Below are 24105 nucleotides of genomic sequence, written 5' to 3'. Positions count from 1 at the left end.
TATGTAGGCCCAGCGAGCGGCGCGGTGGCGTCAGTACCCGCGCTCGAAATCCACTTCTCCGCGTAATGCCTGCTTGGCCTTATACGCGCGGACATTTTCCAAGAACAACTCCACCATCATCGGCGGCGACGTGGGTGCGGAACTGTGCCCGGTCAACAGCAACCCCCAGGCGGTCCAGAATGGATGACGCTGCGGCAGTGGCTCCTGGCGACATACGTCGATCACTGCGCCGGCCAGGTGCCCTTCCTTCAGGGCTTCGACCAGATCAGCATCCACCACCGCCACGCCACGGCCGACATTGATAAACAAGCCCGTTGGTTTGAATTGCTTGAACAGCGCGGCGTCGTAAAGGTCATGGGTGTTCGGCGTGTTGGGCAGCAGGTTGATCACGTAGTCCACCTCACCGACCAGACGCCCGATCTGATCAAGCCCGGCCACTTCGATAAACGGGGCTTGCTCACGCTCAGTACTGGCAATGCCATACAGCTTGACGCCAAACGGCACCAGAAACTCAGCCACACTCTGGCCAATATCGCCGGTGCCCACAATCAACACCTTACGCCCCGCCAGGCTCTGGCCGGTGCGACTGTCCCACTTGCGCTCGACCTGGCTGACCAAGCGCGCCAGTACTTCGCGTTCGTGGCCGAGCATATACGTGAGGACAAACTCGGCCATGACCTGGCCAAAAATACCGACGGCGCGGGTCAAGCGATAATCGCGGGGCAAGCCTTCGGCCAGCAGGGGGGTGATACCGGCCCAAGTCGATTGCAGCCATTGTGGTTGGTGGCCCTGGCGCAACAGAGTGGCCAGCAGGTCCGGTTGGCCAAGCCAGACCGGGCAATCGGCGGCCAGACGAGACAGTTCGGCCGAGTCGCCACTGGTGAGCACCTCAAGGTCCGGCGCCACGTCATTGAGCAGTTGGGCGTAGAGCGGGTGATCCTGTTCAGCAATCAGAACACGCATGGTTCAAACCTTTCAAAAACAGTGCAGACGGCCGCCCGCTTCCTTACGGCCACCGCCCACTAATACGATTCCATTGAAACCTGTGCCCTGAAGCGGGCACTGACCGATTACATCGGGTCGTTACGACGCAGCAGCTCTTCGGGCAAGTGCTCGATGTACTCGTCCTCGGCCGGCGGCATTTGCAGGTGGTAGCCCTGCTTATCGAGGTTTTCCAGGACCACGACGATGTCTTCGCGCGACAGCTTGCGCTCTGGTGTCAGCACCATGTCGAAGGCGTGGTGCGGCTTGCCGAAGGCGACCATCAATGGCTCCGGCACGCGCTCAAGTGCATCGCTCTTGAGCACGTAGAGGTACATGCCGTCTTTTTTCAAGCTGCGGTAGATGGAGCAAATACGTTTCAAGGCTGTTCTCCGGCAGTGGCCAGGCTGTCGAGCAGCGCCTGGCCCATCATCTCGCGGCGCCAGCCACGCAGCGAGTCTGGCAATTTATAAGGCCCATCGGGGTAGCCACTTTTAACCAGGGCTTCGAGGGTTTTCTTGCGCAGCATCAGTTCCGGCGCCATTTCCAGGCGTTCGGCGAATGTCTGGCCCAGGGCGCGCAGTTGCTTGATCAGCGTGGCGGCATCCACCGGCAGCGGTTCAGCCACAGCCGGCGGCCATTGGTCCGCGGGCACGCTGCCGGCACGTTTGATCAGGTCCAGCAGGAACTGGCCATCCTGACGCACGGTGCGCGGGTGCATGTCTTCGATCTTGCCCAGGGCGGCGAGGTTATCCGGCTGGGATTTGGCCAGGGGCCACAACGAGTGTTCACGAACGATGCGGTTGCGCGGCAGGTCACGGGCGCGGGCTTGCTGTTCGCGCCAGGCGCACAGTTCACGCAGTACGGCGAGTTGGGCGCGGGACAGTTTCCACGCCAGCTTGGCGTCGCGGTACACCTCGTACGGGTCGACTTCCCGGTGCAGGTTGGCCACCAGTTCGGCGCCATCTTCCAGCACCCAGGCATATTTATCGTCTGATAGCTGCGGCCGCAGGCGAATGTAGACCTCGGCCAGGTGTACCGCGTCTTCGGCGGCGTAGCTGATCTGGGTTTCGGACAACGGCCGCTGCAGCCAGTCCGAGCGGGTCTCGCCCTTGGGCAGCTCGATGTCGAGTACGGCTTGTACCAGGCGCGAGTAGCCCATGGAGAAACCGAGATTCAGGTAAGCGGCGGCCAATTGGGTGTCGAACAACGGCACTGGCAGGCTGCCAGTCAGGCGCAGCAACACTTCCAAGTCTTCGCTGCAGGCGTGCACCACCTTGATCACGGCAGGGTTTTCCAGCAGCTCGGCGAGGGGTTTCCAGTTGTCGATGGTCAGGGGATCGATCAGGTAAGCGCGTACGCCATCACCAATCTGGATCAGCCCGGCAATGGGATAAAAGGTGTCGACCCGCATGAATTCGGTGTCGAGGGCGACGAATGGCAACTGCTGCCATTCGGCGCAATGCTGGCCGAGGCTATCGTTGTCGCAGATCCAGTGAATATCGATGGCCACACGGCTCTCCCTTGAAGAATGGCGCGCAGTATATATCGCGAAAGAGGCTAGCGAGCATCCGCAGTGCACTGGCAACCATGAAAACTCAGACAGGGGATGAAGAATAGCCCTACAGGCCAGAGTTATCCTTTCTTACGAAGCACATAGACGCGCCACAGGCTGGAGCCTGGCATGAATTCCTGCTGGTTCAGGACCTTGAAGCCAGCCTGACGAAACTCGTCGTCTACCGCCGTTCGCGAATTGACCGAGACAATCACCGTATCGCGGCTGACGCGGTGAAACTCCCGCAGCAACGCCAGACGTCCTTCGCTGCTGGGCACATGGCGAAATAACTCCAGGCAAAAGATGCAGTCCACCGCATTCGCCGACAAACCGATGGAAAACGCCGAACCCTGAAAGGTTTTGATCCGCTTTAGCAGCGTCGCCGGATGGTGGGTGCGCGCGTGATCGAGCATGTCCTGGGAGTTGTCCGAGGCAAGGATCACCCGGTTGATATGCTCGGCCAATACCGGCCAGAACCGTCCCGAGCCGCAGGCCAGGTCGAGGATCAGCCCCGGTTCGCCGGCAACCTTGAGTGCGTGGCGAACCAACCACTCGTCGCGCCATGACGCAAGGCGCCGCAGCATTCCGGGTGGGCGCGTGTCCGCACAGACCTTGGCATGTTCAAGGCCACAGCGCTCTGCGTATTCGATCTCGATGGAGGATGGTGGTTGTGGCGACATCACGGGCTCATTGGATTTAAACAGTGGTGAACGACCTTGATTCGCAGCTTAACCACCGCAACGTGAAAAAAAGGTCGAAGCCTCCACGCCCTTCAATCCATTCAGGCTTGATGCAGATACCAACGCCAATCCTGTTCGCCCACCTCGCCCATGAACTGCCGATACTCAGCGCGCTTCACCGCCAGGTACACCCCCAGGAACTCACTGCCAAACGTCTCGCGCGCCCAGCTTGAAGCTTCCAGCGCGCGCAGGGTGGTGAGCCAGTCGGTGGGCAGAAATTCCGTGGCCTGGGCGTAGCCGTTGCCTTCCACTGGTGCGCCCGGGTCGCGCTGTTCGCGGATCCCGCGATGAATACCCGCCAAGATCGCGGCAGCGGCAAGGTATGGGTTGGCGTCAGCGCCGCAGATGCGGTGTTCGATATGCCGGGAATTTGCCGGGCCACCGGGCACGCGCAGGCTGACGGTGCGGTTGTCCACGCCCCACGTGGCGGCCAGGGGCGCATAGCTGTTGGTTTGGAAGCGGCGATAGGAGTTGGCGTTGGGGCAAAACATCAGCAGCGAATCAAGCAAGGTGCTGAGCATGCCACCCACGGCCTGGCGCAGCAGCGGCGTGCCGTCGGCGGCCTCACTGGCGAACAGGTTATTGCCTTGGGCATCCGCCAGGCTGACGTGCATGTGCATGCCGGTGCCCGCCAGGTCGTCGAAGGGCTTGGCCATGAAGCAGGCAGCCATCCCGTGTTTGTGTGCCACGCCCTTGACCAGACGCTTGTAGCGCACCGCTTCATCCATGGCTTGCAGGGCGTCGGCGCGGTGTTCCAGGGTGATTTCCACTTGGCCGGGAGCGTATTCGGAGATCGCCGTGCGCGCCGGGATGCCTTGGAGCTTGCAGGCGCTATACAGGTCGGCGAGGAAGGGTTCGATCTGCTCCAGTTCGCGCAGGCCGTAGACCTGGGTCGAGCGTGGGCGACCACCGTCCACATCCCGCGCCGGTTGCGGGCGGCCGTGGCTGTCGGGTTTCTGGTCCAGCAAGTAGAACTCCAGTTCGGCGGCCATCACCGGGTAATAGCCATCGGCTTTAAGCCCGTCGATGACCTTCGCCAGCACATGCCGAGGGTCGGCCACGGTGGCGGGCAAACCTTCGGTGGGGTGCATGCTGACTTGCACCGCCGCGGTCGGGATCAACCGCCACGGCATAGGTTGCAGGCTGCCACTGACCGGATAGGCGCGGCAGTCGATATCTCCCACCTCCCACACCAGACCGGAGTTCTCCACGTCGTCGCCATTGATGGTCAGGCCGAGGATCGTACTGGGCAGGGGCCGGCCGCTTTCATACACCGCCAGCAGTTCATCGCGGTGCAGCAACTTGCCGCGGGGTACACCATTGTTGTCGAGGATAAACAGCTCGAACATCTCGATGTCCGGGTGTTGCTCAAGGAAGGACTGGGCTTCTTGCAGGCGCGCGAAATCGCTCATTGGGTTTCTCATACGTGTTCGTCAGGCAGGCGCACAGGCGCTGCCGGGCAGATGCGCAGGGGGCCGCGTCATCCATGGGGTAGATCAACGTAGGAGAAAGGCATCCGGCGGGCGCGCATGCCGACAGTGGAACAGCGCCCAGAACGCCAGTATGGACGGCAGTGTCGCGAGGTGGGTGGCGGCGGAACCGTCCATGGGAGAATCACGGTGATGAAGATGCCCGCAGCCTCACACGCCTGGATACGCTATTAAATTCAGGGATGACGGAGTTTGGTTACACCCACGCTAAACATTCGCCACGCCTTGCCACCCTGCCCCGCGCTGGAAATAATGACCGCCCCGACCATGCCCCAAGGACTCGACCGCATGAAAGCTCCCTTCGCCCTGTGTGTACTTGCGAGCCTGGCCACCAGCGCCCTGGCCGACACTGCCCCGTCACGCCTCGACGACGTGCTCCAGCGCGGCACCCTCAGCGTGTGCACGACCGGCGACTACACGCCCTACACCAAGCTGCGCGCAGATGGCACTTATGAAGGCATTGACATTGCCATGGCCGAGTCCCTGGCCAAGAGCCTCAATGCGACAATCACCTGGGTACCCACCACCTGGAAAACCCTGATGCCGGACTTCCTCGCCCAACGCTGCGATATCGCCGTGGGCGGTATTTCGGTGTCGCTGGAGCGTCAGAAAAAAGCCTTTTTCAGCCAGTCCCTCGGCGTTGACGGCAAGATCCCGCTGGTGCGCTGCGCCGATGTACAGCGCTACCAGACCGTCGAGCAGATCAACCAGCCACAGGTGCGCGTGATCGAACCGGCGGGCGGTACCAATGAAGTGTTTGCCCGCGCCCATCTGGGCCAGGCGCAGATCCGCCTGCACGACAACGTGACCATCTTCGACGAACTGCTCGCCGGCAAGGCGGACGTAATGATCACAGACGCCAGCGAAGCCCGTTACCAGCAGAAGCAGAAGCCCGGGCTGTGTGCGGTCAACCCTGAGCGGCAAATGCAGTACAGCGAAAAGGCCTTTTTGCTGCCCCGCGATGATGTGGCCTGGAAAAGCTATGTCGACCAGTGGTTGCACCTGAGTGTCGCGACCGGTGTGTACCAGGGCATTGTCGACCAATGGTTGGCAGCGCCGTGAGCTAAGGCCGACTACGCTCTTGTCACACCAATAAGAACGAGGACGGAACATGAAGGGATTGCTCCGCATCACCTGGCTGCTGCTGTTGTGTTTCAGCCAGGTGCACGCCGAAACGACTCAGGATGAGGACGCCCAGGCGGCCAAGGCCCTGCTGGAAAAAGCCCTGGCTTACTACAAGACCAATGGCGACAAAGCCCTCGCCGTGTTCAGCCGCCAAGGGGAATTTATCGACCAGGACCGTTATGTGTTCGTGATCGATACCAAGGGCGTGCTACTGGCCAGTGGTGGCCCCTCCTCCGCGTTGATCGGCCGGGACGTTAACGAGGTATTGGGGCCGGACCTGAGCCAGTCATTCAAGGATGCCCTCAAGGTGCCTGAAGACCAGGGTATCCAGCAGGCCGATTACCGTTGGCAGAACTGGAACGACGGCAAGGTAGAGCGCAAACATGTGTTTTATCAGCGGGTGGGTGATCGCATCCTGGCCGTGGGCTACTACCTCCCACGGGCCACGCCGGAACAGGCGCGAGCCTTGCGCAACAAAGCGGTCAACGCGCTGCTCAAGGATGAACCCGGTACGCTCAAGGCCATCAACTCATTGCAGGGCGGCTTCCTGCAGGATGACCTCTACGTGTTTGTGGTGGACCTGAACACCCAACGTTACGTGGCGCACGGCACCAACCTGCGGCTGGTCAACACTGACTTCAGCAAGATCAAGGACCCGGACGGCAAGCCGGTGGGCGAGCCGATCCTCAAGTTGATGGCGGAGCAGGACCAGGGGGAATACAAGTACCGCTGGAAAAACCCGGTGACCGACAAGATTGAGAACAAGCATGCCTATGTGCGCAAGGCCGGGCATTTCATGGTTGCGGTGGGTTACTACAGCCCGTGATCTGGACTGGAATGCAGTCAAATGTGGGAGGGGCGGTTCGACTTGCCCCCTTCCACACTTTGATCGCTATCGTGTCAGTTACTTAACTTTATCCTCCCGACCGCGCAGCACCCGGTTAGGCATCGCAATCGCCGCCGCCAACCCCAGCAACGACACCGCCGCACTCACCATCAACAAATGTCGGAACGTCACCGCCAGCTCCCCGCGCAGTGCATCTTGCGCCGGGCCGGGAGCGGCGTTCAGGCCATCCAACAGCACATTGCCGGAGCTGCCCTCGGCCACCAGCGAACCGCTGGCCAAGTGAGCGAAGCTCGAATCCTGCAACAACGCCAGCAGCAGCGCCGACATGCACGCCACGCCCACCGCACCACCAAGGGAACGGAACAGGTTGGTGGTGCTGGTGGCGACGCCAATGTCGCGCTGTTCCACCGAGTTTTGCGAGCCCACCAGGGAGGTAGGGAATTGCATCCCACCGGCGATCCCGCACAACAACATGAACACGCCGGTAAGCACTACGTCCTGGGGCGCGCTGAAGGCCATGCCCAGGATCGCCAGCGGGCTTAACAGTGCGCCGCCAAGGATCATCGGTTTATAACGTCCGGTCACCGAGGTCATGCGCCCTGCGGAATACGCGCCGATGGGCAAGCCGATGGCCAGTGGCAACAAGTGCAAGGCGGCACTGTCGGCCCCGCCTCCGGTCACGGTCTGAAAGCGCAGGGGCATCAGCACCGTCAGGGAAATCGCCTGGAAGCTGGTGAAGAACACCGTGCACCAACACAGCACCGCGCTGCGGTTGGCAAACAAGTGCATCGGCAGCAACGGCTCCCGCGCACGGCGCTCGTGCCACACGAACAACGTCAATGCCACCAGCGCGCAGGCCAGCAGCCCCAGCACCCCACTGTCACGCCAATGATGACCCTGACCAATTTCGGTGATACCCAGCAACAGGGCGGTCAGGCCAACGATCATCAACACGGTGCCGAGGTAATCGATGATCGGCTTGCGCTGCGGCACAGGCAGCCCCACCAGGGTGCGATGGGCCACGTACCAGGCACCAGCGCCCAGCGGCAGGTTGATCAGGAATACCCAACGCCACGACAGGTACTCGGTCATGTAGCCGCCCAACACCGGCCCGGCCACGCTGGCCACTGCGTACATGCTGCTGAAATAGCCTTGATAACGCCCACGTTCACGGGGCGGAATAATGTCGCCGATGATCGCTTGGCTCACCGAGATCATGCCGCCAGCGCCAATCCCCTGGAGCACCCGTGCCAGCACCAACTGCTCCATGCTTTGCGCCATGCCGCAAAACAGCGACGCCACGGTGAACAAGCCCATGCCGATCAGCATCATCGGCCGGCGCCCATACAGGTCGCCGAGCTTGCCGTAGATAGGCACCGCCACTGTCATTGCCACCATGTAGCCGGAGATCACCCAGGCCAGCAGGTTGACGTCGTGGAACCGCGCGGAGATAGCGGGCATGGACACGGCGACAATGGTCTGGTCCAGTGCGCCGAGGAAGATCGCCATCATCAACGAGGCGAGAATACTGCGCACCGCGGGCAGCGGTGGCGCGGGCTGATTGAGCTGAGTCACGACAGAACCTTCAAGCAAGGCCCGTGGGAAAAGTCGGCCCACGGCAATGCTCAATACGATAGCAGGCTATTCGATAGCCTCGTAAGGAAGCCCGACGTAATTTTCCGCGATGGTTTTGCGCCCGGCTTCGGAGTGGATGAAGTACTCCAGTTCGCTCTGGGCAATGCGCTGGCTGAAGCCGTCCGCCTCAGGGAATTGATGCAGCATCGAGGTCATCCACCAGGAAAACCGTTCGGCCTTCCACACCCGGCGCAGGCAGATGGCGGAATAGCGCTCCAACAAATCCACGCGCCCCTCGCGATACACCTTGAGCATGATCCTAAATAGCGTACTCACATCACTGGCCGCCAGGTTCAGGCCCTTGGCGCCGGTGGGCGGCACGATATGCGCAGCGTCACCCAGCAGGAACAGACGCCCGTACTGCATCGGTTCAGCCACAAAACTGCGCAACGGCGCGATGCTCTTTTCAATCGACGGCCCGGTGACCAACTGCTCGGCCAGGCTGCTGGGCAGGCGGGTTTTCAGCTCAGCCCAAAAGCGTGCGTCCGACCATTCATCCAACGGTTCTTCAGCCGGCACTTGCAGGTAATAGCGGCTGCGGGTCGGCGATCGCATGCTGCACAGGGCAAAGCCACGGGGGTGTTTGGCGTACACGAGTTCGTCGTGCACCGGCGGGGTGTCGGCGAGAATTCCCAGCCAACCAAAGGGGTACACGCGCTCGAAGATTTTCAGTGATTCAGCGGGGATCGACTGACGCGCCACGCCGTGGAAGCCATCACAACCGGCGATGTAGTCGCATTCCAGACGGAACGCCTCGCCCTGGTGTTCGAAGGTCAGCCAGGGTCGATCACTTTTGAGATCATGGGGCTGCACGTCACGGGCGTCGTAGAGCGTGACCGCGCCGGCAGCCGCGCGGGCGGCCATCAGGTCGCGGGTGACTTCGGTCTGGCCGTAGATCATCACCGATTGGCCGCCGGTCAGCGCCTTGAGGTCGATATGGGTGAGATGTCCGTCGAGCGCGAGTTCGAAGCCATCATGTACCAGGCCTTCGGCATCCATGCGTTGGCTAACGCCGGCTTGGCGCAGCAGGTCGACCATGCCTTGCTCCAGCACCCCGGCGCGGATGCGGCCTTGCACGTAGTCAGCGCTCTGGCGCTCTAGAATAAAGGTCTCGATGCCGGCGTTATGCAGCAGTTGGCCGAGCAACAGTCCGGAAGGACCGGCGCCGATAATGGCGACTTGGGTTTTCAGCGTTTTCATTATTTTTATGGCCCGCAAGTTCCACTCGAACGGATTGAGTGAAAGAGTTGTCATTGGTCTTGTGGCTGACATTTTTCACTTGAGTGCTTGGCATAAGAAGGTGAAAACTGCGACAAACCCTGCGCTTTTTGCCAATTTGGGCGATTACCGCACAACCGTCCTGAGTATCGGATTGAAACCATGACCAACACCGCGATTCCGGTCTTCAAGCTTTACGGGGAAAACCAGCAATGGCCGACCCCCGATTTGTTGCACTGCGAAACCATTTCCCGCCGCAGCCGGGAATACCAGTGGGAAATCCAGCCCCACCGGCACGCGGATCTGTGCCAGTTGTTGTACGTGCACAAAGGCCAGGCTCAACTGGAAATAGAAGGTCAGCGCACCACGCTCAACGAAGCCACGCTGCAGATATTGCCGCCGTTGTGCGTGCATGGGTTTCGCTTTGCCGAAGATGTCGAAGGTTATGTAGTGACACTCTCGGCGCCACTCGTGAGCCACTTGCAGGCCCAACTGGGCGCAACGGCCGGCGGTTTGCAGACCCTGGGCAGTTACCCGGCGGGCAAGGACAGTGACTACCTCAATAGCCAATTCGCCCGCCTGCAGGACGAATATGCAGAAGAGCAACCGGCCCGGGACATGATGATGCACGCCCTGGTCAGCGTGCTGCTGGTGTGGATCAGCCGTCAGGCCATCCAGCGTTGCCATCCGCGTGCGCCAAGAGGCCGCGAGTATTTCCGGCGGTTTACCCAACTGGTCGAACAGCACTACCGTGAGCACCCAAAGATTGAGGATCTGGCCCACAAGCTGGGTATCTCGGTCTCACATCTGAATGGGACATGTCGGGAACTCGGTGGCCAGCCCGCCCTGCAGATCATGCATGACCGCCAGTTGCTGGAAGCCAAGCGCCTGCTGACTTACACCAGCATGACCATCAATGAAATGTCGGAAGTGTTGGGGTTTTCCGACCCGACTAACTTTTCCCGGCTGTTTCGCCGCCGGGTCGGATTCTCACCCAAGGCGTTTCGCGAGCAACTCAAGGCCGAATCGACCACTACCTGAGCGCACTGAAACTGCCGGTGTGGGGGACACATTGGTCCTGGTTGCAGCTGATCGCAAAGGTCGGCTGCATACGGGTCTGCTCCACACGGTAGGCGGCAGTCCCGTACAGTGCGCTGGCCAAGGCGCAGAGAGTGAAAATCATCAGGTACTTTCTGGTTTTTATGCTCATGACAGAGACCTCTGGACGGATCTACATGACGCTGTTTAAAGCATAGGCCAGTCAGGGCGAGTTGCCATTATTGGACGACATTCAACAGGGTTATGTCGCCTCAGAGACCGATGTCCCACGCAGGCTCTTCAGGGAACCTCACCACCAGAAAATCCAGCAGGCTGCGCAACGCCGACGGCATGTGTTTGCGTGAGGCGTAGACCGCGTAGATGTTCATCTGCCGGGGTTCGGCGCGGGGCAGCAGGCGCACCAGTTCACCACGTCGGATGTGATCGCCGGCCTGGTAGCTGGGCAACATCGCCACCCCAGCGCCGGCCAGCGTCAGGCGTAGCAGCGTGCTGGCCTCGTTGGCGGTGATATTGCCGTGCACCGGCACCGACACGTGCTCGCCACTTTCTTCGAAATGCCACAGGCTTTTGCCGAAGTACGAGTGGGTCAGGCAGTTGTGCCGGGCCAGGTCTTCGACTTTTTGTGGGGCCGGATGCTCGCGCAGATACGCGGGGGTGGCGCAGACCACCGAGCGACAGACGGTCAGGCGCCGTGCGATCAGGTTCGGGTCCAGGTCATTGCTGGTGCGGATGGCCAGATCGATGCGCTCGTCCACCAGATTCACCGTGCGATCGAGCATTTGCAGGTCGACCGTGACCAAAGGGTAGCGTTTGACGTACTCGGCAATCGCCTCGGCCAATTGCGCCTGGCCGAACGAGGTGCTGACACTCAGGCGCAGCAGGCCACGGGGCGCGTCATCGGGCTCACTGACGGCGGCCTGCATGTCGCCGCACAACTCCAGCAATTGGCGGCAGCGCGGCAACGTCTCACCGCCCGCCGCCGTAAGACTAAGTTTGCGCGTGGTGCGGTGCAGCAGGCGCGCGCCGACCCAGTCTTCCAACTCGGCGAGGTAACGCGATACGACCGGCCGCGACAGGTCCAGATGGTCCGCGGCGGCGGACTGGCTGCCCAGGTCCACCACGGTGACAAACACGCGCATTGCTTGAAGACGATCCATGATTTGCCCGATTTCAGAAACAAACTATGTTCCAGCATCGCATTTTTAGTCTCGTTTAGTGCAACTAAGCTCTGTGCATCCTTTGAACCGATTGCTGGAGCTGCCCAATGCTTTCAACCCTCAAGCGCATGACCCTAGCCACCGCCGCCCTGGCCTTTGCGGCCCATGCCTCGGCGGCCGACTTGACCCTCGACGTGTACAACCCTGGCGAAGCGGCGATCTTCCCGGTGACCTCGGTGCTGGTCAGCGGCGCCAAAGACGCGATCCTGGTGGACGCGCAATTCGGCAAGGGCCAGGCCGAGCAACTGGTGCAAAAGATCCGCGCCAGCGGCAAACACCTGACCACCATTTACATCAGCCATGGCGATCCGGATTACTACTTTGGCCTCGACACCCTGACGGCCGCGTTCCCGGACGCCAAGGTGCTGGCTCCGCAACCGGTGGTCGACCACATCAACGCCACCGTGGCCGGCAAACTTGAGTTCTGGGGCCCGAAAATGGGCGCCGACAAACCGGCTAAAACCATCGTGCCACAGGTGCTGCAAGGCCATAGCCTGACCCTTGAAGGGAAACAGTTGGACGTTATCGGCCTGGACGGCCCGCAGCCGGATCGCAGCTTTGTGTGGATCCCGTCGATCAAGGCGGTGGTCGGTGGCGTCGTGGTTGCCCAAAACATCCATGTGTGGATGGCAGATACCCAGGGCGCGCAATCCCACAAAGACTGGCTGGCCACCCTGCAACGCATCGAAAACCTGAAACCGCGTACCGTGATTCCGGGTCACTACCTGGGTACGCCGTCCGTGGCGTCGGTCACCTTTACCGCCGACTACATCAAGGCCTTCGACGTAGAAACCTCCAAGGCCAAAGACTCCGCCGCCCTCATCGCGGCCATGAAAAAGCGTTACCCCACCCTGGCGGACGAAAGCTCCCTGGAGCTGAGCGCGAAAGTCGCCAAGGGCGAAATGAAGTGGTGAAAACTCTCAAACCTTAACCGCACTGGAGAACGTCATGAGCAAGATCGCAATCATTGGGGCTACGGGCCGTGCCGGCAGCCAATTGCTGGAAGAAGCGTTGCGTCGTGGGCACAGCGTGACCGCCATCGCGCGTAACACCGACAAACTGGCAGCGCGCCCGAACGTCACTATCAAACAAGTGGACGCGTTGGACGCCGATGCCCTGCAACAGGCCATCAGCGGCAACGACGTGGTGATCAGTGCCGCGCACTTCGCCACCCTGCCCGCCAGCGCCGTGATCGGGCCGGTGAAAAAGGCCGGTGTCAAACGCTTGCTGGTGGTGGGCGGTGCGGGTTCGCTGTTGCTGCCGGGTGGCGGTCGCGTGATCGACAGCGAAGGTTTCCCTGCTGAGTACAAGGCAGAGGCCAGCGCAGGAGCTGAATTCCTTGAGACCCTGCGTCAGGAACAAGAACTGGATTGGACTTTCCTGTCGCCATCGGCTCTGTTCGATGGCACCGAGCGCACCGGTAAATTCCGCCTGGGCCAGGATGATTTGCTGGTAAGCAGCGAAGGTACAAGCTCGATCAGCTTTGCCGACTATGCCATCGCGATGATTGACGAAGTGGAAACACCGAAGCACTCGCGCCAGCGTTTCACCGTCGGTTACTGACATTTGTGGGAGGGGGCTTGCTCCCTCCCACATTTGCCCTTCAGTGTTCTGGAGATTGTGCCTGGCTGACTAACCAATCCATTAGAGCTTCGAGCCCGGTCGACGGCTTCGTCCCCGGTGGATACACCAGGTAATACCCCATCCCCGTCTGTACCCGCAGTTCATACGGCATCACCAACCGCCCCGCCTTCACATCCTCGCCAATCAACGCACTGTCGCCTATCGCCACCCCGGAACCCTGGGAGGCCACCGTCATCGCCAAGTCCAGCGTTTCGAAATGATGGCCTTGGCTCAAATTGCTCAAGCGCGTGTTAGCAGCCTTCAACCATAACGCCCAGTCCCGCTCATCCCTCGTGGGATGCAGCAGCACCTGGTGCTGCAAGTCTTGCGGCGTGTGCAAGCCATCCGATAACCCCGGCGCGCAAACGGGCGTAAGTTGCTCATCGAACAAATGCCGCGCCTCGGCTGATTGCTCGGCGATGGGTGCGTAGATCACCGCTGCGTCAAACTGCTCGCGGCGAAAGTCCACGGTGTAAGCCACAGTGGTGGTGAGTTCCACCGGCACGTCCGGGCGCTCCTTTTGCCACTGCATCAAGCGCGGCAGCAACCAGCGCATCACACAGGTGGAGGCCTTGAGTTGCAGGGTCTGGCGGCGACTGCCGATCTGCTCCACCGCATCACCGAGCAAACCAAATACCTGCTGCGCACGCACTGACCACTCGCGCCCCTCTTCGGTCAGGCTCAAGCCCCGTGCCTGGCGTTGGAACAGCGCGTAACCCAAGTGGCTTTCCAACCCGGCAATCTGCCGGCTGACCGCACCCTGAGTGATGTGCAGTTGCTCGGCGGCGCGGGTGAAGTTGCAACACTGGGCCGTGACCCAGAAAGTGTGCAGCGCGGGCAGTGGAGGAAGACGTTTCATCGGGCTCAGCCATGACGTGAGGACATGGCTAGTATGACTTTTTATCGATTGTTGCCGCTACGGGCCAGCCGTTCCAATACCGCCTCGAATCAATAACAAGAGCGACTTGTATGGCGACCTGCGGCGAAGTGTTGGTGAAGCTCCTGGAAGGCTATGGCGTTGAACAGGTGTTTGGCATCCCCGGCGTGCACACCGTGGAGTTGTACCGCGGCCTGGCCCGTTCCAGCATCCGTCACGTCACCCCACGCCACGAGCAAGGGGCCGGGTTTATGGCGGACGGTTATGCACGCACCAGCGGCAAGCCCGGCGTGTGTTTCATCATCACCGGCCCAGGCATGACCAACATCACCACGGCCATGGGCCAGGCCTATGCCGACTCGATCCCGATGTTGGTGATTTCCAGCGTGCAATCACGCAGCCAGTTGGGCGGCGGGCGCGGCAAGTTGCATGAACTGCCGAACCAGAGCGCGATGATCGCGGGCGTGGCGGCGTTCTCCCATACCTTGATGTCGGCGGCGGAGTTGCCCGGGGTGCTGGCACGGGCATTTGCACTGTTCCAGGCCGGCCGTCCGCGGCCGGTGCATATCGAGATCCCGCTGGATGTGCTGGTGGAAAACGCCGACGCACTGCTGGGCAGCAAGCCGATCAGCGTCGCGCGCGCCGGTGCCGCACCCTCGGCGATCAAGCAGATGACTCAGTTGCTGGCGTGCGCCAAGCGCCCGTTGATTCTCGCCGGCGGCGGCGCCATCGATGCCGCGCCCGCGCTGACCCGCCTCGCCGAAACCCTCGGTGCGCCAGTGGCACTGACCGTCAACGCCAAAGGCATGCTGCCCGCCGCGCACCCGTTGCTGATCGGCTCCACCCAGACCTTGGTCGCCACCCGCGCATTAGTCGCCGAAGCCGATGTGGTGCTGGCCATCGGCACAGAGCTTGCGGAAACCGATTACGACGTGACCTTCGCGGGCGGGTTTGAAATTCCCGGCGCACTGCTGCGCATCGACATCGACCCGGACCAGACCGTGCGCAACTACACACCTCACGTCGCCTTGGTAGCCGATGCGCAGATCGCCACCGAAGCCTTGCTGGCCGAGTTGGACAGCAAGGAGTTACCCCTGCGCAACACCGACTGGGGCAGCCAACGCGTCGCGCGTTTGTGGGCTGAATTGGCCCCATCCTGGGACGCCGCCACCCGTGCGCAAACCCTGTTCCTCAGTACGATCCTGGAAACATTGCCCGGCGCCGTCATGGTGGGCGACTCCACCCAACCGGTGTACAGCGGCAACCTCACCCTCAACCTCGACCACCCACGCCGCTGGTTCAACTCCTCTACCGGCTACGGCACCTTGGGTTACGCCTTGCCCGCCGCGATCGGCGCCTGGCTGGGGCGCGGCGATGGGCAACCGGTGGTGTGCCTGATCGGTGACGGCGGACTGCAATTCAGCCTGCCGGAACTGGCCAGCGCGGTGGAGGCACGCACGCCGATCATCGTGTTGCTGTGGAATAACCAGGGCTACGAGGAGATCAAGAAATACATGGTCAACCGCGCCATCGAACCGGTCGGCGTGGACATCTACACACCGGATTTTGTCGGCGTGGCCAAGGCGCTGGGCTGCGCGGCTGAACGCATCGAGGGCATCGAGCCGTTACGCAACGCATTGCTGGCCGCCTCTGATCGACAGGGGCCGACGCTGATTGAAATTGACCAAGAGCTTTGGATGAAGGAGGTCGCGGTATGAACGCAGTATTGAACGGTGTGTATATCGACGGCGAATGGCGTGCTGGCCACGACGTGCTGGAGGTGATCAACCCGGCGACCGAATCCCGCTTGGCCCAGGTCAGCGTAGGGGACATGACTGCCGTGACCCAGGCAGTGGATGCCGCCAGCCGGGCGTTTGCCGGCTGGTCAAAAAGCACCGGCCGTGAGCGCGGCGCCCTATTACGCAAAATCGCCCAAGGCGCGCGCGAACAGCGCGAAGCCTTAATGCACCTGCAGTCGAGCAACAACGGCAAACCGCTGTTTGAGGCGGGCATCGATGTGGACGACGTGATCGCCACCTTCGAGTACTACGCAGGTGTTGCCGAAGACCTGGACGCCGGGCAAGACCGGCCGGTGGCACTGCCCAGCGATGAGTTCAGCGCTCGCCTGCGCCGCGAGCCGTGTGGCGTAGTGGGGCTGATCGTGCCGTGGAATTTCCCCATGGTGACCACCGCCTGGAAACTCGCCCCCGCCCTCGCCTCCGGTTGCTGCGTGGTGCTCAAGCCGTCGGAAGTCACGCCCCTGGCAGAGCTGCAATTGGCGCGAATCATCACCGAATCCGGGCTGCCCGCAGGCGTGTTCAACCTGGTCTGCGGCACGGGCCTGGCGGTCGGTGCACCGCTGGCAGCGGACCGTCGTGTGGCGAAAATCTCCTTTACTGGCAGTAATGCGGTGGGCGTGCAGGTGATGCAACGCGCCGCCGAAACCATCAAGGGCGTCAGCCTGGAACTGGGCGGCAAATCTTCGTTGCTGGTGCTGGCAGATGCTGACCTCGACTTGGCCGTGGAACTGGCCTGCGGCGGTGGATTTTTCAACGCCGGGCAGATGTGTTCTGCCACTAGCCGCGTGCTGGTGGCCGACACCTTGGCGGACGAATTCCTGCAACGCTTGCGGGCGCGGGCTGAAGGGATTCGCGTGGCTGACCCGTTTGCCGAGGACGTGGAAATGGGCGCGCTGATCAACCGTGCGCAGTATCAGCGGGTATTGGGGCATATCCAGCGAGGCATCGAGGACGGCGCGCGGTTGCTGTGTGGCGGTGAACGTCCGGCGGATCTGGCCAGGGGTTATTTCATCCGCCCGACGGTGTTTACCGCTGTGCCGTTGGACAGTGCGTTATGGAACGAGGAAATCTTCGGCCCGGTGCTGTGTGTACGAAGTTTCGCAACTGAAGATGAGGCGATTGCCTTGGCCAACGACAGCGATTTCGGCCTGGTGGCCAGTGTGGTGGGCACCGATGTCGAGAGCGCCGAGCGGGTTGCAAATGCCCTGCAGGCCGGACTGGTATGGATCAACGCGCCGCAGGTGATCTTCCCGCAGACGGCGTGGGGGGGTTACAAGCAGAGCAGCATCGGACGCGAGCTGGGGCCTTGGGGGTTAGCGGCGTTTCAGGAGATAAAGCACGTCATTCGGTCTAACTGACACTGCAACCCCTGCTGTAGAAGGTGGACCCATGTGGGAGGGAGCTTGCCCCCGATAGCGGTGGATCAGTTACAGATGCTTAGACTGAAACACGGCTATCGGGGGCAAGCCCCCTCCCACATCTTGATTTGCGGTGTTTGTGGGAACTGCAATTTTTAGATAGTGCCTGCGACTTTCTCATTTGCCCCCCTGCCCCATACGTGGCCTGATTCACCCTTGTTCACTCAAGGCAGGCCCATGGAAAACGTTCACGCAAAACCCACCACTGCCGTTTGGCTGATGATCAGCGTGGTGCTGGTCGCCCTTAACCTGCGCCCGTCGATGGCTGCTGTGGGGCCGTTGTTGTCTTCGATTCGTGGCGATGTGCCGTTGAGTTTCAGCAGCGCGGCGTTGCTGACCATGTTGCCGGTCATGACCATGGGCATGGCGATGTTCTTTGGCATGGGCTTGGCCAAGCGTCTTGGTGAGCACCGCAGCATTCTCCTGTCGCTGCTGGTGATCGGCGTGGCGACGCTGTCGCGGTTGTTCCTGGATTCGGCGCTGGAGCTGATCGTCAGCGCGATTGCGGCGGGAATCGGTATTGCGATGATCCAGGCGTTGATGCCGGCGCTGATCAAGTCGCGCTTCAGCGATAACGTTTCACTGTTCATGGGCCTGTACGTCACCGCCATCATGGGTGGCGCGGCGCTGGCGGCTTCGTTCTCGCCCTTCGTGCAAACGCACACCGGCAGTTGGCGTATCGGCCTGGCGATCTGGGCTGTGCTGGCGTTGCTCGCCTTGGTGTTCTGGTACGCCCAGCGTTCGGTAATGCCGCCATTACCCGAGGCCGGTTCCGGCCCGCAGGAATCATTTTTCGGCAATCGCCGCGCCTGGTTGCTGGCGATCTTTTTTGGCTTGGGCACCGCGTCCTACACGTGTGTACTCGCGTGGCTGGCGCCGTACTACGTGGAGCAAGGCTGGAGCGAGCAGGACGCCGGCCTGCTGCTGGGCTTTCTGACCGCCATGGAAGTGGTGTCTGGCCTGATCACACCCGCCATCGCCAACCGCCGCCAGGACAAACGCGGCGTGGTAGCCGTGCTGCTGGTGCTGATCATCATCGGTTTCTGCGGCCTGATCCTCAGCCCGCAATCCCTCAGTTTGCTGTGGCCGTGCCTGCTCGGCCTGGGCATCGGCGGCCTGTTCCCCATGAGCCTGATCCTGTCCCTCGATCACTTGGACAACCCGCGCCGTGCCGGTGGCCTCACTGCCTTTGTGCAAGGCATCGGCTACCTGATTGCCGGCCTGTCGCCGCTGATCGCCGGGATGATCCGTGACCAACTGGGCAGTTTCGAATGGGCCTGGTGGTCGCTGACGGCGGTGATCGTATTGATGTTGCTGATCGTCACGCGCTTCAACCCGAGGCATTACGCGCAACATATCCGCTGAGGTCGTGTTGCAAACAGTATTTGTCCCACTGCAAACATAGAAACGCCCTACAGAGCTTTCTATTGGCACGCACGTTCCGTTAAGCTTTTGGGCTGTCTTGTACTGAGTTCGGTACAAAGGGTTTACGGACGAAACCGATGTTAAACAGTAACTTGCTCAGAAAACTCGATATGCAGGACTTGATGGTGTTTATCGCCGTCTACGACCAGAGCAGCGTTACCGAGGTGTCCGAAACGCTGTTCGTCAGCCAGTCCACCGTGAGCTACAGCCTGAAGAAGCTGCGCACCAGCTTTGAAGACGAGCTGTTTATCAACACCCGAGCGGGCATGCGTCCTACGTACAAGGCCACCACCATGTACGGCCATGTGCAGAAGATCCTCGAAAGCATCAACCTGTGCCACGCCGGTGGCCAGGCCTTCGACCCCACGCAAAAAGCCGTGACCTTCAACGTATGTGCACCGGAATACTTCGAACAGTTGATCCTGCCGCGCCTGCTGAAAACCTTCGACCGGGCCGACTTGCCGGTGATCGTCAATGTGCAGAAGCTGGAAACCGATATCCCCGCCGATGACTTGCGCGAAGGCCGTCTGGACTTGGTGATCTGCTTCGGCCCGCATTTTCATCGCGCCCACAAAGACTTCAAGACCCAGATGCTGCTGGAGGACGATTTGGTGTGTGTCTTCGATAAACGCTCAGCGCCCAGGGAGCCAGCATTCAGCCTGCAATCCTTCGTCGAACGGCGACATGTATTCCCCACGCCGTGGACCTCCGACACCAACATGATCGACGGCTGGCTGGCGCGCCAGGCCCACAAGCGCCAGGTGGTCGCCCGTGCCAACAGCTACAGCGCGGCATTGAAGATGATCACCGGCACCGACTTTATCCTCACCCTGCCCCGCCGCGTGCAAAAGCTACTGGCGCCGGAGCCGGTGTTCGGCCATTGCGAGGCGCCCAACGGATTGCCGGGGTTCACCCTTGATATGCAGTGGAACGAAACCAGTGAACAGGACAGTGCCAATACCTGGTTTCGCGAGCAGGTGGTGAAGGTATGTGCCGATCAGGGCTTGTTGTAAGCCTTAGCCGATAGCGACTTTGCTATAGGCATCGCGGTCCATGTCGCGCAGTTCAACGCTCAGTTGTACCTGCACGCCTTCGGGCCACGGGCTAAGGTCCTGCAACACCGCCAGCAGGCTTTCCGACAGCTGCTGCTTGACCTGCGGCGAACGCCCGCTGAGCAATGACAGCTTCACCGCAATAAAACCGCGCGGATTGAGGGAGGTACCTACCTGAAAATGCTCAAGCTTCACCGCACGGCTTTTGATATCGAACTCGGAGCCGAATTGCCCGGACGCCATTAGCACATTGTTGAGCCGCAACAGGGTTTTATCGACGGTCAGGTCTGTCAGGTTGGCGGTGTATTCCAGGTGCAGATGCGGCATGGGTTGCTCCGAGGCTTGTTGTAGGAAGATTCTTGAATATATAGCGTCACGCCTTGGCGCCCAACCCTCTATCGCTCATGAACGCCTCCAGTCTCGACCGCACCCAACGCTCGGCGGGGTCGGTGTCCACATGGCTGAGCCAAACCATGGACAAATCCAACGTTGGTGTCTCGAACGGAAACGGCTCACAAAACAGATTGCCCGACACCGCCATGGCTTCGGCGGTGTAGTCCGGCAGGCTGGCGATGAGGTCGGTGCCGGCCAGCAACGCCGGCAACGCGCTGTATTGCGGTACCGATAAAACCACGTGGCGCTTACGGCCAATCTCGGCCAGCCACTCATCGGCAAAACCCGACACGTTGGCGGTGTGAGACACCAGCACATGGGGCCGCGAGCAATATTCATCCAGGGTCAGCGGCGTGTCCGAGGCATCCGCGCGCAGGAGTCGCGGACGGATATGGCGCAGCAACTTGCGCTTGGCATTCGCCGGCAGGCCACGGGTCTGGGTGATGCCAACGGTGATATCGCCGGACGCCAGCAGGTCAGGGATGCGCCAATAATCGACATGCTGCACCACGAACACCACTTGGGGCGCTTCCTGGCGCAGCGCGCGCAGCAACGGCGGCAACAGGCCGAACTCGACATCGTCGGACAGACCGATGCGAAACGTCATGGTGCTGATGGACGGGTCAAAATCGTGGGTCAGGCTCAAGGCCGACGACAAGGAATCGAGGGCCGGGGACAGATGCTGAATGATTTCCTCGGCGCGCGCGGTGGGCTCCATGCGATGGCCAACACGAATAAACAATGGGTCGTTGAACAAGGTACGCAAACGGTTCAGGGCCGAACTGATGGTCGGCTGGCCGAGAAAAAGTTTCTCGGCCACCCGCGTCACATTGCGCTCAAGCATCAGTGCTTCGAAGACCACCATCAGATTGATGTCGGCCTTGCGTAATTCATTGCGATTCATCGGCGCCTGCCCGTTTCACCAAGACAGGTCGCAGTTTAGAAAGCGCGGCGCACGCCGTCTATGCGCTTAATTGCCGATAAGCCAGCATCACAGGCGGACAGGTTGCTCAGGGCTTGAGCGGAAACTCCTGATCGCGCTCGGAAAGCTCCGTACCGTCGTCCGGATGCTTCCAGGTCTGCGGCTTTTCCTCTTCGCGCTGCCGCTGGGGTTGCTCACGCTCTGGTTCATCGCGCCGCTTTTGTTCGTTACCCATAGCCACCTCTTTCCTTAAGCATCGGTCACCTGTTCAAGCATAGGACAGGGAAAGAGATTTTGACGGCCACAGGGATTGATAATCCCTGAACATCAATAAACCCAAAATTTTCACTTATCATTTCTAAATGTGTCAGCCACTATCCATAGTCTTAAGCGAAATAAGCACTTTGAAAAGAACGCTGGAGACACAAAACCATGACTAGCCCTTCCCGCCCCGACTCTGCCCGCTCGAAAGTTGGCGCGGTATTCCGCGTTACTTCGGGCAATTTCCTCGAACAGTTCGACTTCTTTCTGTTTGGTTTCTACGCCACCTACATCGCGGCTGCGTTCTTCCCGGCCGCTAATGAGTTTGCGTCATTAATGATGACCTTCGCCGTGTTTGGCGCAGGCTTCCTGATGCGCCCACTTGGCGCAATCATTCTCGGTGCCTACATTGACGACGTCGGTCGCCGCAAAGGTCTGATCGTGACCCTCTCGATCATGGCCAGCGGTACGTTGCTGATCGTGCTGGTGCCGGGTTATCAGACCATTGGCCTGTGGGCACCGCTGCTGGTGTTGCTTGGTCGCTTGCTGCAAGGCTTCTCGGCCGGTGCGGAACTGGGCGGGGTGTCGGTGTACTTGTCTGAGATGGCCACCCCAGGCCGTAAAGGCTTCTACACCAGCTGGCAGTCGGGCAGCCAACAGATCTCCATCGTGGTCGCCGCTGCGCTGGGTTATGGCCTGAACGTGTGGATGGAACCGTCGGTGGTTGCCGACTGGGGCTGGCGCATTCCGTTCGCCGTCGGTTGCGTGATCATTCCGTTTATCTTTGTGCTGCGTCGCAACCTGGAGGAAACCGAAGAGTTCGCCAACCGCAAGCATCGCCCGACCATGCGCGAAGTGCTGGCAACCCTGGTGAAAAACTGGACCGTTGTGATCGGCGGCATGCTGATGGTGGCCATGACCACTACCGCGTTCTACCTGATCACCGTGTACGCGCCGACCTTCGGCAAGACCGTGCTGCAACTGAGCACCTCGGACGCCCTGCTGGTGACGTTGCTGGTGGCCGTGTCGAACTTTGTATGGCTCCCCATCGGCGGCACCCTCAGCGATCGCTTCGGCCGCAAGCCGGTACTGATCGCCATGACAGCGCTGGCGGTTCTTACAGCGTATCCAGCACTGTCTTACGTGGTGAATGCACCAAGCTTCGGCCATATGCTGGAAACCCTGCTGTGGTTCTCCTTCCTCTATGGCATGTACAACGGCGCGATGATCCCGGCGCTGACCGAAATCATGCCGGTGGAAGTGCGCGTGGCGGGCTTTTCCCTGGCCTATAGCCTGGCAACCGCGATCTTCGGTGGCTTCACCCCTGCGATCTCCACCTGGTTCATCCACATCACCGGGGACAAGGCCTCACCGGCCTACTGGATGATGTTCGCCGCACTGTGCGCACTGTGTTCGACCCTGGCGTTGTACCGCCGCGCCAACACTCGCGGGCAGATGCTGCAGGGGGCGGTATGATGCGACCTCTGCTCAACACACTGGCGGCCTTGGCCCTCGGCGCGCTGGCGCTGTCGGCCCAGGCCGAGGAGCTCAAGGTAATGACCTCCGGTGGCTTCACCGCCGCCTATAAGTTGCTTGGCCCGCAGTATGCCCAGCAAAGCGGTGACACCCTCGATACCATTCTCGGCCCGTCCATGGGCAAGGCGCCGGAAGCGATTCCCAACCGCCTGGCCAGGGGCGAACACGCCGATGTGGTGATCATGGTCGGCTACGCCCTGGATGACTTGATCAAACAAGGCAAGGTCGACCCGGCGTCTCGCGTGGAACTGGCGGACTCGCGGATTGGTTTGGTGGTGAAGGAAGGCGCGGCGAAACCCGCCATCGGCACCGATGCAGAACTGAAGGCAGTGCTGAGCAAGGCCAAGTCAGTGGCGTACTCGGACAGTGCCAGCGGTGTGTATGTCGAGAAAGAGCTGTTCAAGAAGCTCGGCATGCCGGCCAAGGGCACGATGATCGAACGTATTCCGGTGGCTGAGCAGGTTGCCAAAGGTGACTACCAAGTGGGTCTGCAGCAGGTCGCCGAATTGTTGCCCGTACCGGGCGTGACCTATGTGGGCAAAATCCCCGAAGACGTGCAGTCCGTTACGCGTTTTGCAGCAGGTATTCCGGTGAACGCCGAACACCCGACCCAAGCCAAGGCGTTGCTGAAGTACCTGGCCTCGCCCGAGGCGCAACCGCTGGTGCAATCCACCGGCCTGGACTCAGTGTCACGCTGACCGAAACGGCATCTCCCGCACCAACCGTTCCAACTCCAGCGACAGAGGAAGAAACGGCATCACGCAGAGACTGATTCCACCCACACCTCACACCACCCACGGGTCCCACAACCGCACAAGGAACACAACCGAGTGGGAAGAAAAAAAAACCACCACAAACACACCACAAAACCAACAAACATCCCCCAAAACCCAAACCACCAAAAAACACCAAACCACCACCCACCCACAACC

24 protein-coding genes are annotated in these 24105 nt (G+C 60.9%); 11 read left to right on the top strand and 13 right to left on the bottom strand.

What is annotated here, in order from left to right; genetic code table 11:
* Positions 1-30: 30 nt before the first annotated feature.
* The 5 genes from ACEN2T_RS28555 to ACEN2T_RS28535 form a co-directional block, all read right to left on the bottom strand.
* Entirely contained in the window at positions 31-963 is a 933-nt protein-coding gene (locus ACEN2T_RS28555) for a D-2-hydroxyacid dehydrogenase (protein WP_122752639.1), read from the bottom strand.
* Between the two features lie 107 nt (positions 964-1070).
* A complete protein-coding gene (locus ACEN2T_RS28550) occupies positions 1071-1364 on the bottom strand; it encodes a YcgL domain-containing protein (protein ID WP_032888718.1) in 294 nt (97 codons plus the stop codon).
* Positions 1361-2494 carry a ribonuclease D gene (gene rnd / locus ACEN2T_RS28545; protein WP_442117914.1) on the bottom strand — a complete coding sequence of 378 codons (1134 nt, stop codon included), beginning with the start codon at positions 2492-2494 and terminating at the stop codon, positions 1361-1363. Before rnd ends, ACEN2T_RS28550 begins: the two co-directional genes overlap by 4 nt.
* A gap of 122 nt (positions 2495-2616) precedes the next feature.
* Positions 2617-3216 (bottom strand): class I SAM-dependent methyltransferase, encoded by a 600-nt coding sequence (locus ACEN2T_RS28540; RefSeq protein ID WP_032888714.1) that lies wholly within the window; start codon positions 3214-3216, stop codon positions 2617-2619.
* Positions 3217-3317: 101 nt separating this feature from the next.
* Positions 3318-4688, bottom strand: a complete 1371-nt coding sequence (locus tag ACEN2T_RS28535) for a glutamine synthetase family protein (RefSeq protein WP_095184092.1) — start codon at positions 4686-4688, stop codon at positions 3318-3320.
* 366 nt (positions 4689-5054) lie between these two features.
* Between ACEN2T_RS28535 and ACEN2T_RS28530 the strand changes: the two genes are divergently transcribed.
* Positions 5055-5828, top strand: a complete 774-nt coding sequence (locus ACEN2T_RS28530; RefSeq protein ID WP_099601386.1) for a transporter substrate-binding domain-containing protein — start codon at positions 5055-5057, stop codon at positions 5826-5828.
* Between the two features lie 49 nt (positions 5829-5877).
* Positions 5878-6717, top strand: a complete 840-nt coding sequence (locus ACEN2T_RS28525) for a cache domain-containing protein (RefSeq protein WP_032888706.1) — start codon at positions 5878-5880, stop codon at positions 6715-6717.
* Between the two features lie 78 nt (positions 6718-6795).
* Here the strand turns inward: ACEN2T_RS28525 and ACEN2T_RS28520 are convergent, their stop codons facing one another.
* Together ACEN2T_RS28520 and pobA are read right to left on the bottom strand one after the other, a co-directional pair.
* Complete coding sequence (locus tag ACEN2T_RS28520) at positions 6796-8313, bottom strand: MDR family MFS transporter (RefSeq protein WP_442117913.1); 1518 nt, start codon at positions 8311-8313, stop codon at positions 6796-6798.
* A gap of 66 nt (positions 8314-8379) precedes the next feature.
* Positions 8380-9564: a 4-hydroxybenzoate 3-monooxygenase gene (gene pobA / locus ACEN2T_RS28515; protein WP_178075188.1), complete on the bottom strand. Its 1185-nt coding sequence runs from the start codon at positions 9562-9564 to the stop codon at positions 8380-8382.
* A gap of 189 nt (positions 9565-9753) precedes the next feature.
* Between pobA and ACEN2T_RS28510 the strand changes: the two genes are divergently transcribed.
* Complete coding sequence (locus ACEN2T_RS28510) at positions 9754-10632, top strand: helix-turn-helix domain-containing protein (RefSeq protein ID WP_032888697.1); 879 nt, start codon at positions 9754-9756, stop codon at positions 10630-10632.
* Here ACEN2T_RS28510 and ACEN2T_RS28505 read toward each other — a convergent pair.
* Together ACEN2T_RS28505 and ACEN2T_RS28500 are read right to left on the bottom strand one after the other, a co-directional pair.
* Positions 10625-10801 carry a hypothetical protein gene (locus ACEN2T_RS28505; RefSeq protein ID WP_163033154.1) on the bottom strand — a complete coding sequence of 59 codons (177 nt, stop codon included), beginning with the start codon at positions 10799-10801 and terminating at the stop codon, positions 10625-10627. The two genes, ACEN2T_RS28510 and ACEN2T_RS28505, sit on opposite strands and share 8 nt — an antisense overlap.
* A gap of 100 nt (positions 10802-10901) precedes the next feature.
* The gene (locus tag ACEN2T_RS28500; RefSeq protein WP_099601383.1) at positions 10902-11807 is read right to left on the bottom strand and encodes a LysR family transcriptional regulator; all 906 of its coding nucleotides are present in this window, start codon (positions 11805-11807) and stop codon (positions 10902-10904) included.
* Positions 11808-11914: 107 nt separating this feature from the next.
* On the opposite strand from ACEN2T_RS28500, the gene ACEN2T_RS28495 reads away from it, so the two are divergent.
* Both ACEN2T_RS28495 and ACEN2T_RS28490 read left to right on the top strand, forming a co-directional pair.
* Positions 11915-12781, top strand: coding sequence for an MBL fold metallo-hydrolase (locus tag ACEN2T_RS28495; protein ID WP_095184087.1), 867 nt, complete (start codon positions 11915-11917; stop codon positions 12779-12781).
* A gap of 34 nt (positions 12782-12815) precedes the next feature.
* A complete protein-coding gene (locus ACEN2T_RS28490) occupies positions 12816-13430 on the top strand; it encodes an NAD(P)-dependent oxidoreductase (RefSeq protein WP_122680203.1) in 615 nt (204 codons plus the stop codon).
* A gap of 40 nt (positions 13431-13470) precedes the next feature.
* Here the strand turns inward: ACEN2T_RS28490 and ACEN2T_RS28485 are convergent, their stop codons facing one another.
* On the bottom strand, positions 13471-14349 hold the full coding sequence (locus ACEN2T_RS28485; protein WP_122764913.1) for a LysR substrate-binding domain-containing protein: 879 nt from the start codon (positions 14347-14349) through the stop codon (positions 13471-13473).
* 110 nt (positions 14350-14459) lie between these two features.
* Between ACEN2T_RS28485 and ACEN2T_RS28480 the strand changes: the two genes are divergently transcribed.
* The 4 genes from ACEN2T_RS28480 to ACEN2T_RS28465 all read left to right on the top strand — a co-directional run bounded on the left by ACEN2T_RS28480 (position 14460) and on the right by ACEN2T_RS28465 (position 20022).
* Positions 14460-16085, top strand: a complete 1626-nt coding sequence (locus ACEN2T_RS28480) for a 5-guanidino-2-oxopentanoate decarboxylase (protein ID WP_442117912.1) — start codon at positions 14460-14462, stop codon at positions 16083-16085.
* Positions 16082-17524 (top strand): aldehyde dehydrogenase family protein, encoded by a 1443-nt coding sequence (locus ACEN2T_RS28475; RefSeq protein ID WP_442117911.1) that lies wholly within the window; start codon positions 16082-16084, stop codon positions 17522-17524. Before ACEN2T_RS28480 ends, ACEN2T_RS28475 begins: the two co-directional genes overlap by 4 nt.
* Before the next feature lie 237 nt (positions 17525-17761).
* The gene (locus ACEN2T_RS28470; RefSeq protein ID WP_442117910.1) at positions 17762-18949 is read left to right on the top strand and encodes a CynX/NimT family MFS transporter; all 1188 of its coding nucleotides are present in this window, start codon (positions 17762-17764) and stop codon (positions 18947-18949) included.
* 137 nt (positions 18950-19086) lie between these two features.
* A complete protein-coding gene (locus ACEN2T_RS28465) occupies positions 19087-20022 on the top strand; it encodes a LysR family transcriptional regulator (protein WP_099601376.1) in 936 nt (311 codons plus the stop codon).
* 3 nt (positions 20023-20025) lie between these two features.
* Here the strand turns inward: ACEN2T_RS28465 and ACEN2T_RS28460 are convergent, their stop codons facing one another.
* The 3 genes from ACEN2T_RS28460 to ACEN2T_RS28450 all read right to left on the bottom strand — a co-directional run bounded on the left by ACEN2T_RS28460 (position 20026) and on the right by ACEN2T_RS28450 (position 21611).
* On the bottom strand, positions 20026-20388 hold the full coding sequence (locus ACEN2T_RS28460; RefSeq protein WP_032888675.1) for a 5-carboxymethyl-2-hydroxymuconate Delta-isomerase: 363 nt from the start codon (positions 20386-20388) through the stop codon (positions 20026-20028).
* A 46-nt stretch (positions 20389-20434) separates the two neighbouring features.
* Positions 20435-21358, bottom strand: a complete 924-nt coding sequence (locus tag ACEN2T_RS28455) for a LysR substrate-binding domain-containing protein (RefSeq protein ID WP_017526706.1) — start codon at positions 21356-21358, stop codon at positions 20435-20437.
* A gap of 106 nt (positions 21359-21464) precedes the next feature.
* Positions 21465-21611, bottom strand: coding sequence for a hypothetical protein (locus ACEN2T_RS28450; protein WP_163034878.1), 147 nt, complete (start codon positions 21609-21611; stop codon positions 21465-21467).
* Between the two features lie 197 nt (positions 21612-21808).
* Here ACEN2T_RS28450 and ACEN2T_RS28445 point away from each other — a divergent pair, with 197 nt between their 5' ends.
* The gene (locus ACEN2T_RS28445) at positions 21809-23113 is read left to right on the top strand and encodes an MFS transporter (protein WP_032888673.1); all 1305 of its coding nucleotides are present in this window, start codon (positions 21809-21811) and stop codon (positions 23111-23113) included.
* A complete protein-coding gene (locus tag ACEN2T_RS28440) occupies positions 23113-23871 on the top strand; it encodes a substrate-binding domain-containing protein (protein ID WP_442117920.1) in 759 nt (252 codons plus the stop codon). Before ACEN2T_RS28445 ends, ACEN2T_RS28440 begins: the two co-directional genes overlap by 1 nt.
* Positions 23872-24105 lie beyond the last annotated feature (234 nt).

Origin of the sequence: Pseudomonas sp. W22_MBD1_FP4, assembly GCF_052113765.1 — a bacterium.
GTDB lineage: Bacteria > Pseudomonadota > Gammaproteobacteria > Pseudomonadales > Pseudomonadaceae > Aquipseudomonas > Aquipseudomonas sivasensis.
Note: the sequence above shows the minus strand (reverse complement) of the source record. Positions and strands in the feature narration are given on the sequence as shown.

What these genes read in the sequence shown, in the direction of transcription:
- ACEN2T_RS28450 (WP_163034878.1), bottom strand. Translation starts at nt 21,611, where the DNA reads ATGGGTAACGAACAAAAGCGGCGCGATGAACCAGAGCGTGAGCAACCC.
- ACEN2T_RS28470 (WP_442117910.1), top strand. Translation starts at nt 17,762, where the DNA reads ATGGAAAACGTTCACGCAAAACCCACCACTGCCGTTTGGCTGATGATC.
- ACEN2T_RS28485 (WP_122764913.1), bottom strand. Translation starts at nt 14,349, where the DNA reads ATGAAACGTCTTCCTCCACTGCCCGCGCTGCACACTTTCTGGGTCACG.
- ACEN2T_RS28495 (WP_095184087.1), top strand. Translation starts at nt 11,915, where the DNA reads ATGCTTTCAACCCTCAAGCGCATGACCCTAGCCACCGCCGCCCTGGCC.
- ACEN2T_RS28455 (WP_017526706.1), bottom strand. Translation starts at nt 21,358, where the DNA reads ATGAATCGCAATGAATTACGCAAGGCCGACATCAATCTGATGGTGGTC.
- ACEN2T_RS28540 (WP_032888714.1), bottom strand. Translation starts at nt 3,216, where the DNA reads ATGTCGCCACAACCACCATCCTCCATCGAGATCGAATACGCAGAGCGC.
- ACEN2T_RS28490 (WP_122680203.1), top strand. Translation starts at nt 12,816, where the DNA reads ATGAGCAAGATCGCAATCATTGGGGCTACGGGCCGTGCCGGCAGCCAA.
- ACEN2T_RS28500 (WP_099601383.1), bottom strand. Translation starts at nt 11,807, where the DNA reads ATGGATCGTCTTCAAGCAATGCGCGTGTTTGTCACCGTGGTGGACCTG.
- ACEN2T_RS28505 (WP_163033154.1), bottom strand. Translation starts at nt 10,801, where the DNA reads ATGAGCATAAAAACCAGAAAGTACCTGATGATTTTCACTCTCTGCGCC.
- ACEN2T_RS28525 (WP_032888706.1), top strand. Translation starts at nt 5,878, where the DNA reads ATGAAGGGATTGCTCCGCATCACCTGGCTGCTGCTGTTGTGTTTCAGC.
- ACEN2T_RS28510 (WP_032888697.1), top strand. Translation starts at nt 9,754, where the DNA reads ATGACCAACACCGCGATTCCGGTCTTCAAGCTTTACGGGGAAAACCAG.
- ACEN2T_RS28530 (WP_099601386.1), top strand. Translation starts at nt 5,055, where the DNA reads ATGAAAGCTCCCTTCGCCCTGTGTGTACTTGCGAGCCTGGCCACCAGC.
- ACEN2T_RS28480 (WP_442117912.1), top strand. Translation starts at nt 14,460, where the DNA reads ATGGCGACCTGCGGCGAAGTGTTGGTGAAGCTCCTGGAAGGCTATGGC.
- ACEN2T_RS28475 (WP_442117911.1), top strand. Translation starts at nt 16,082, where the DNA reads ATGAACGCAGTATTGAACGGTGTGTATATCGACGGCGAATGGCGTGCT.
- ACEN2T_RS28465 (WP_099601376.1), top strand. Translation starts at nt 19,087, where the DNA reads ATGTTAAACAGTAACTTGCTCAGAAAACTCGATATGCAGGACTTGATG.
- ACEN2T_RS28445 (WP_032888673.1), top strand. Translation starts at nt 21,809, where the DNA reads ATGACTAGCCCTTCCCGCCCCGACTCTGCCCGCTCGAAAGTTGGCGCG.
- ACEN2T_RS28535 (WP_095184092.1), bottom strand. Translation starts at nt 4,688, where the DNA reads ATGAGCGATTTCGCGCGCCTGCAAGAAGCCCAGTCCTTCCTTGAGCAA.
- ACEN2T_RS28460 (WP_032888675.1), bottom strand. Translation starts at nt 20,388, where the DNA reads ATGCCGCATCTGCACCTGGAATACACCGCCAACCTGACAGACCTGACC.
- ACEN2T_RS28555 (WP_122752639.1), bottom strand. Translation starts at nt 963, where the DNA reads ATGCGTGTTCTGATTGCTGAACAGGATCACCCGCTCTACGCCCAACTG.
- ACEN2T_RS28440 (WP_442117920.1), top strand. Translation starts at nt 23,113, where the DNA reads ATGCGACCTCTGCTCAACACACTGGCGGCCTTGGCCCTCGGCGCGCTG.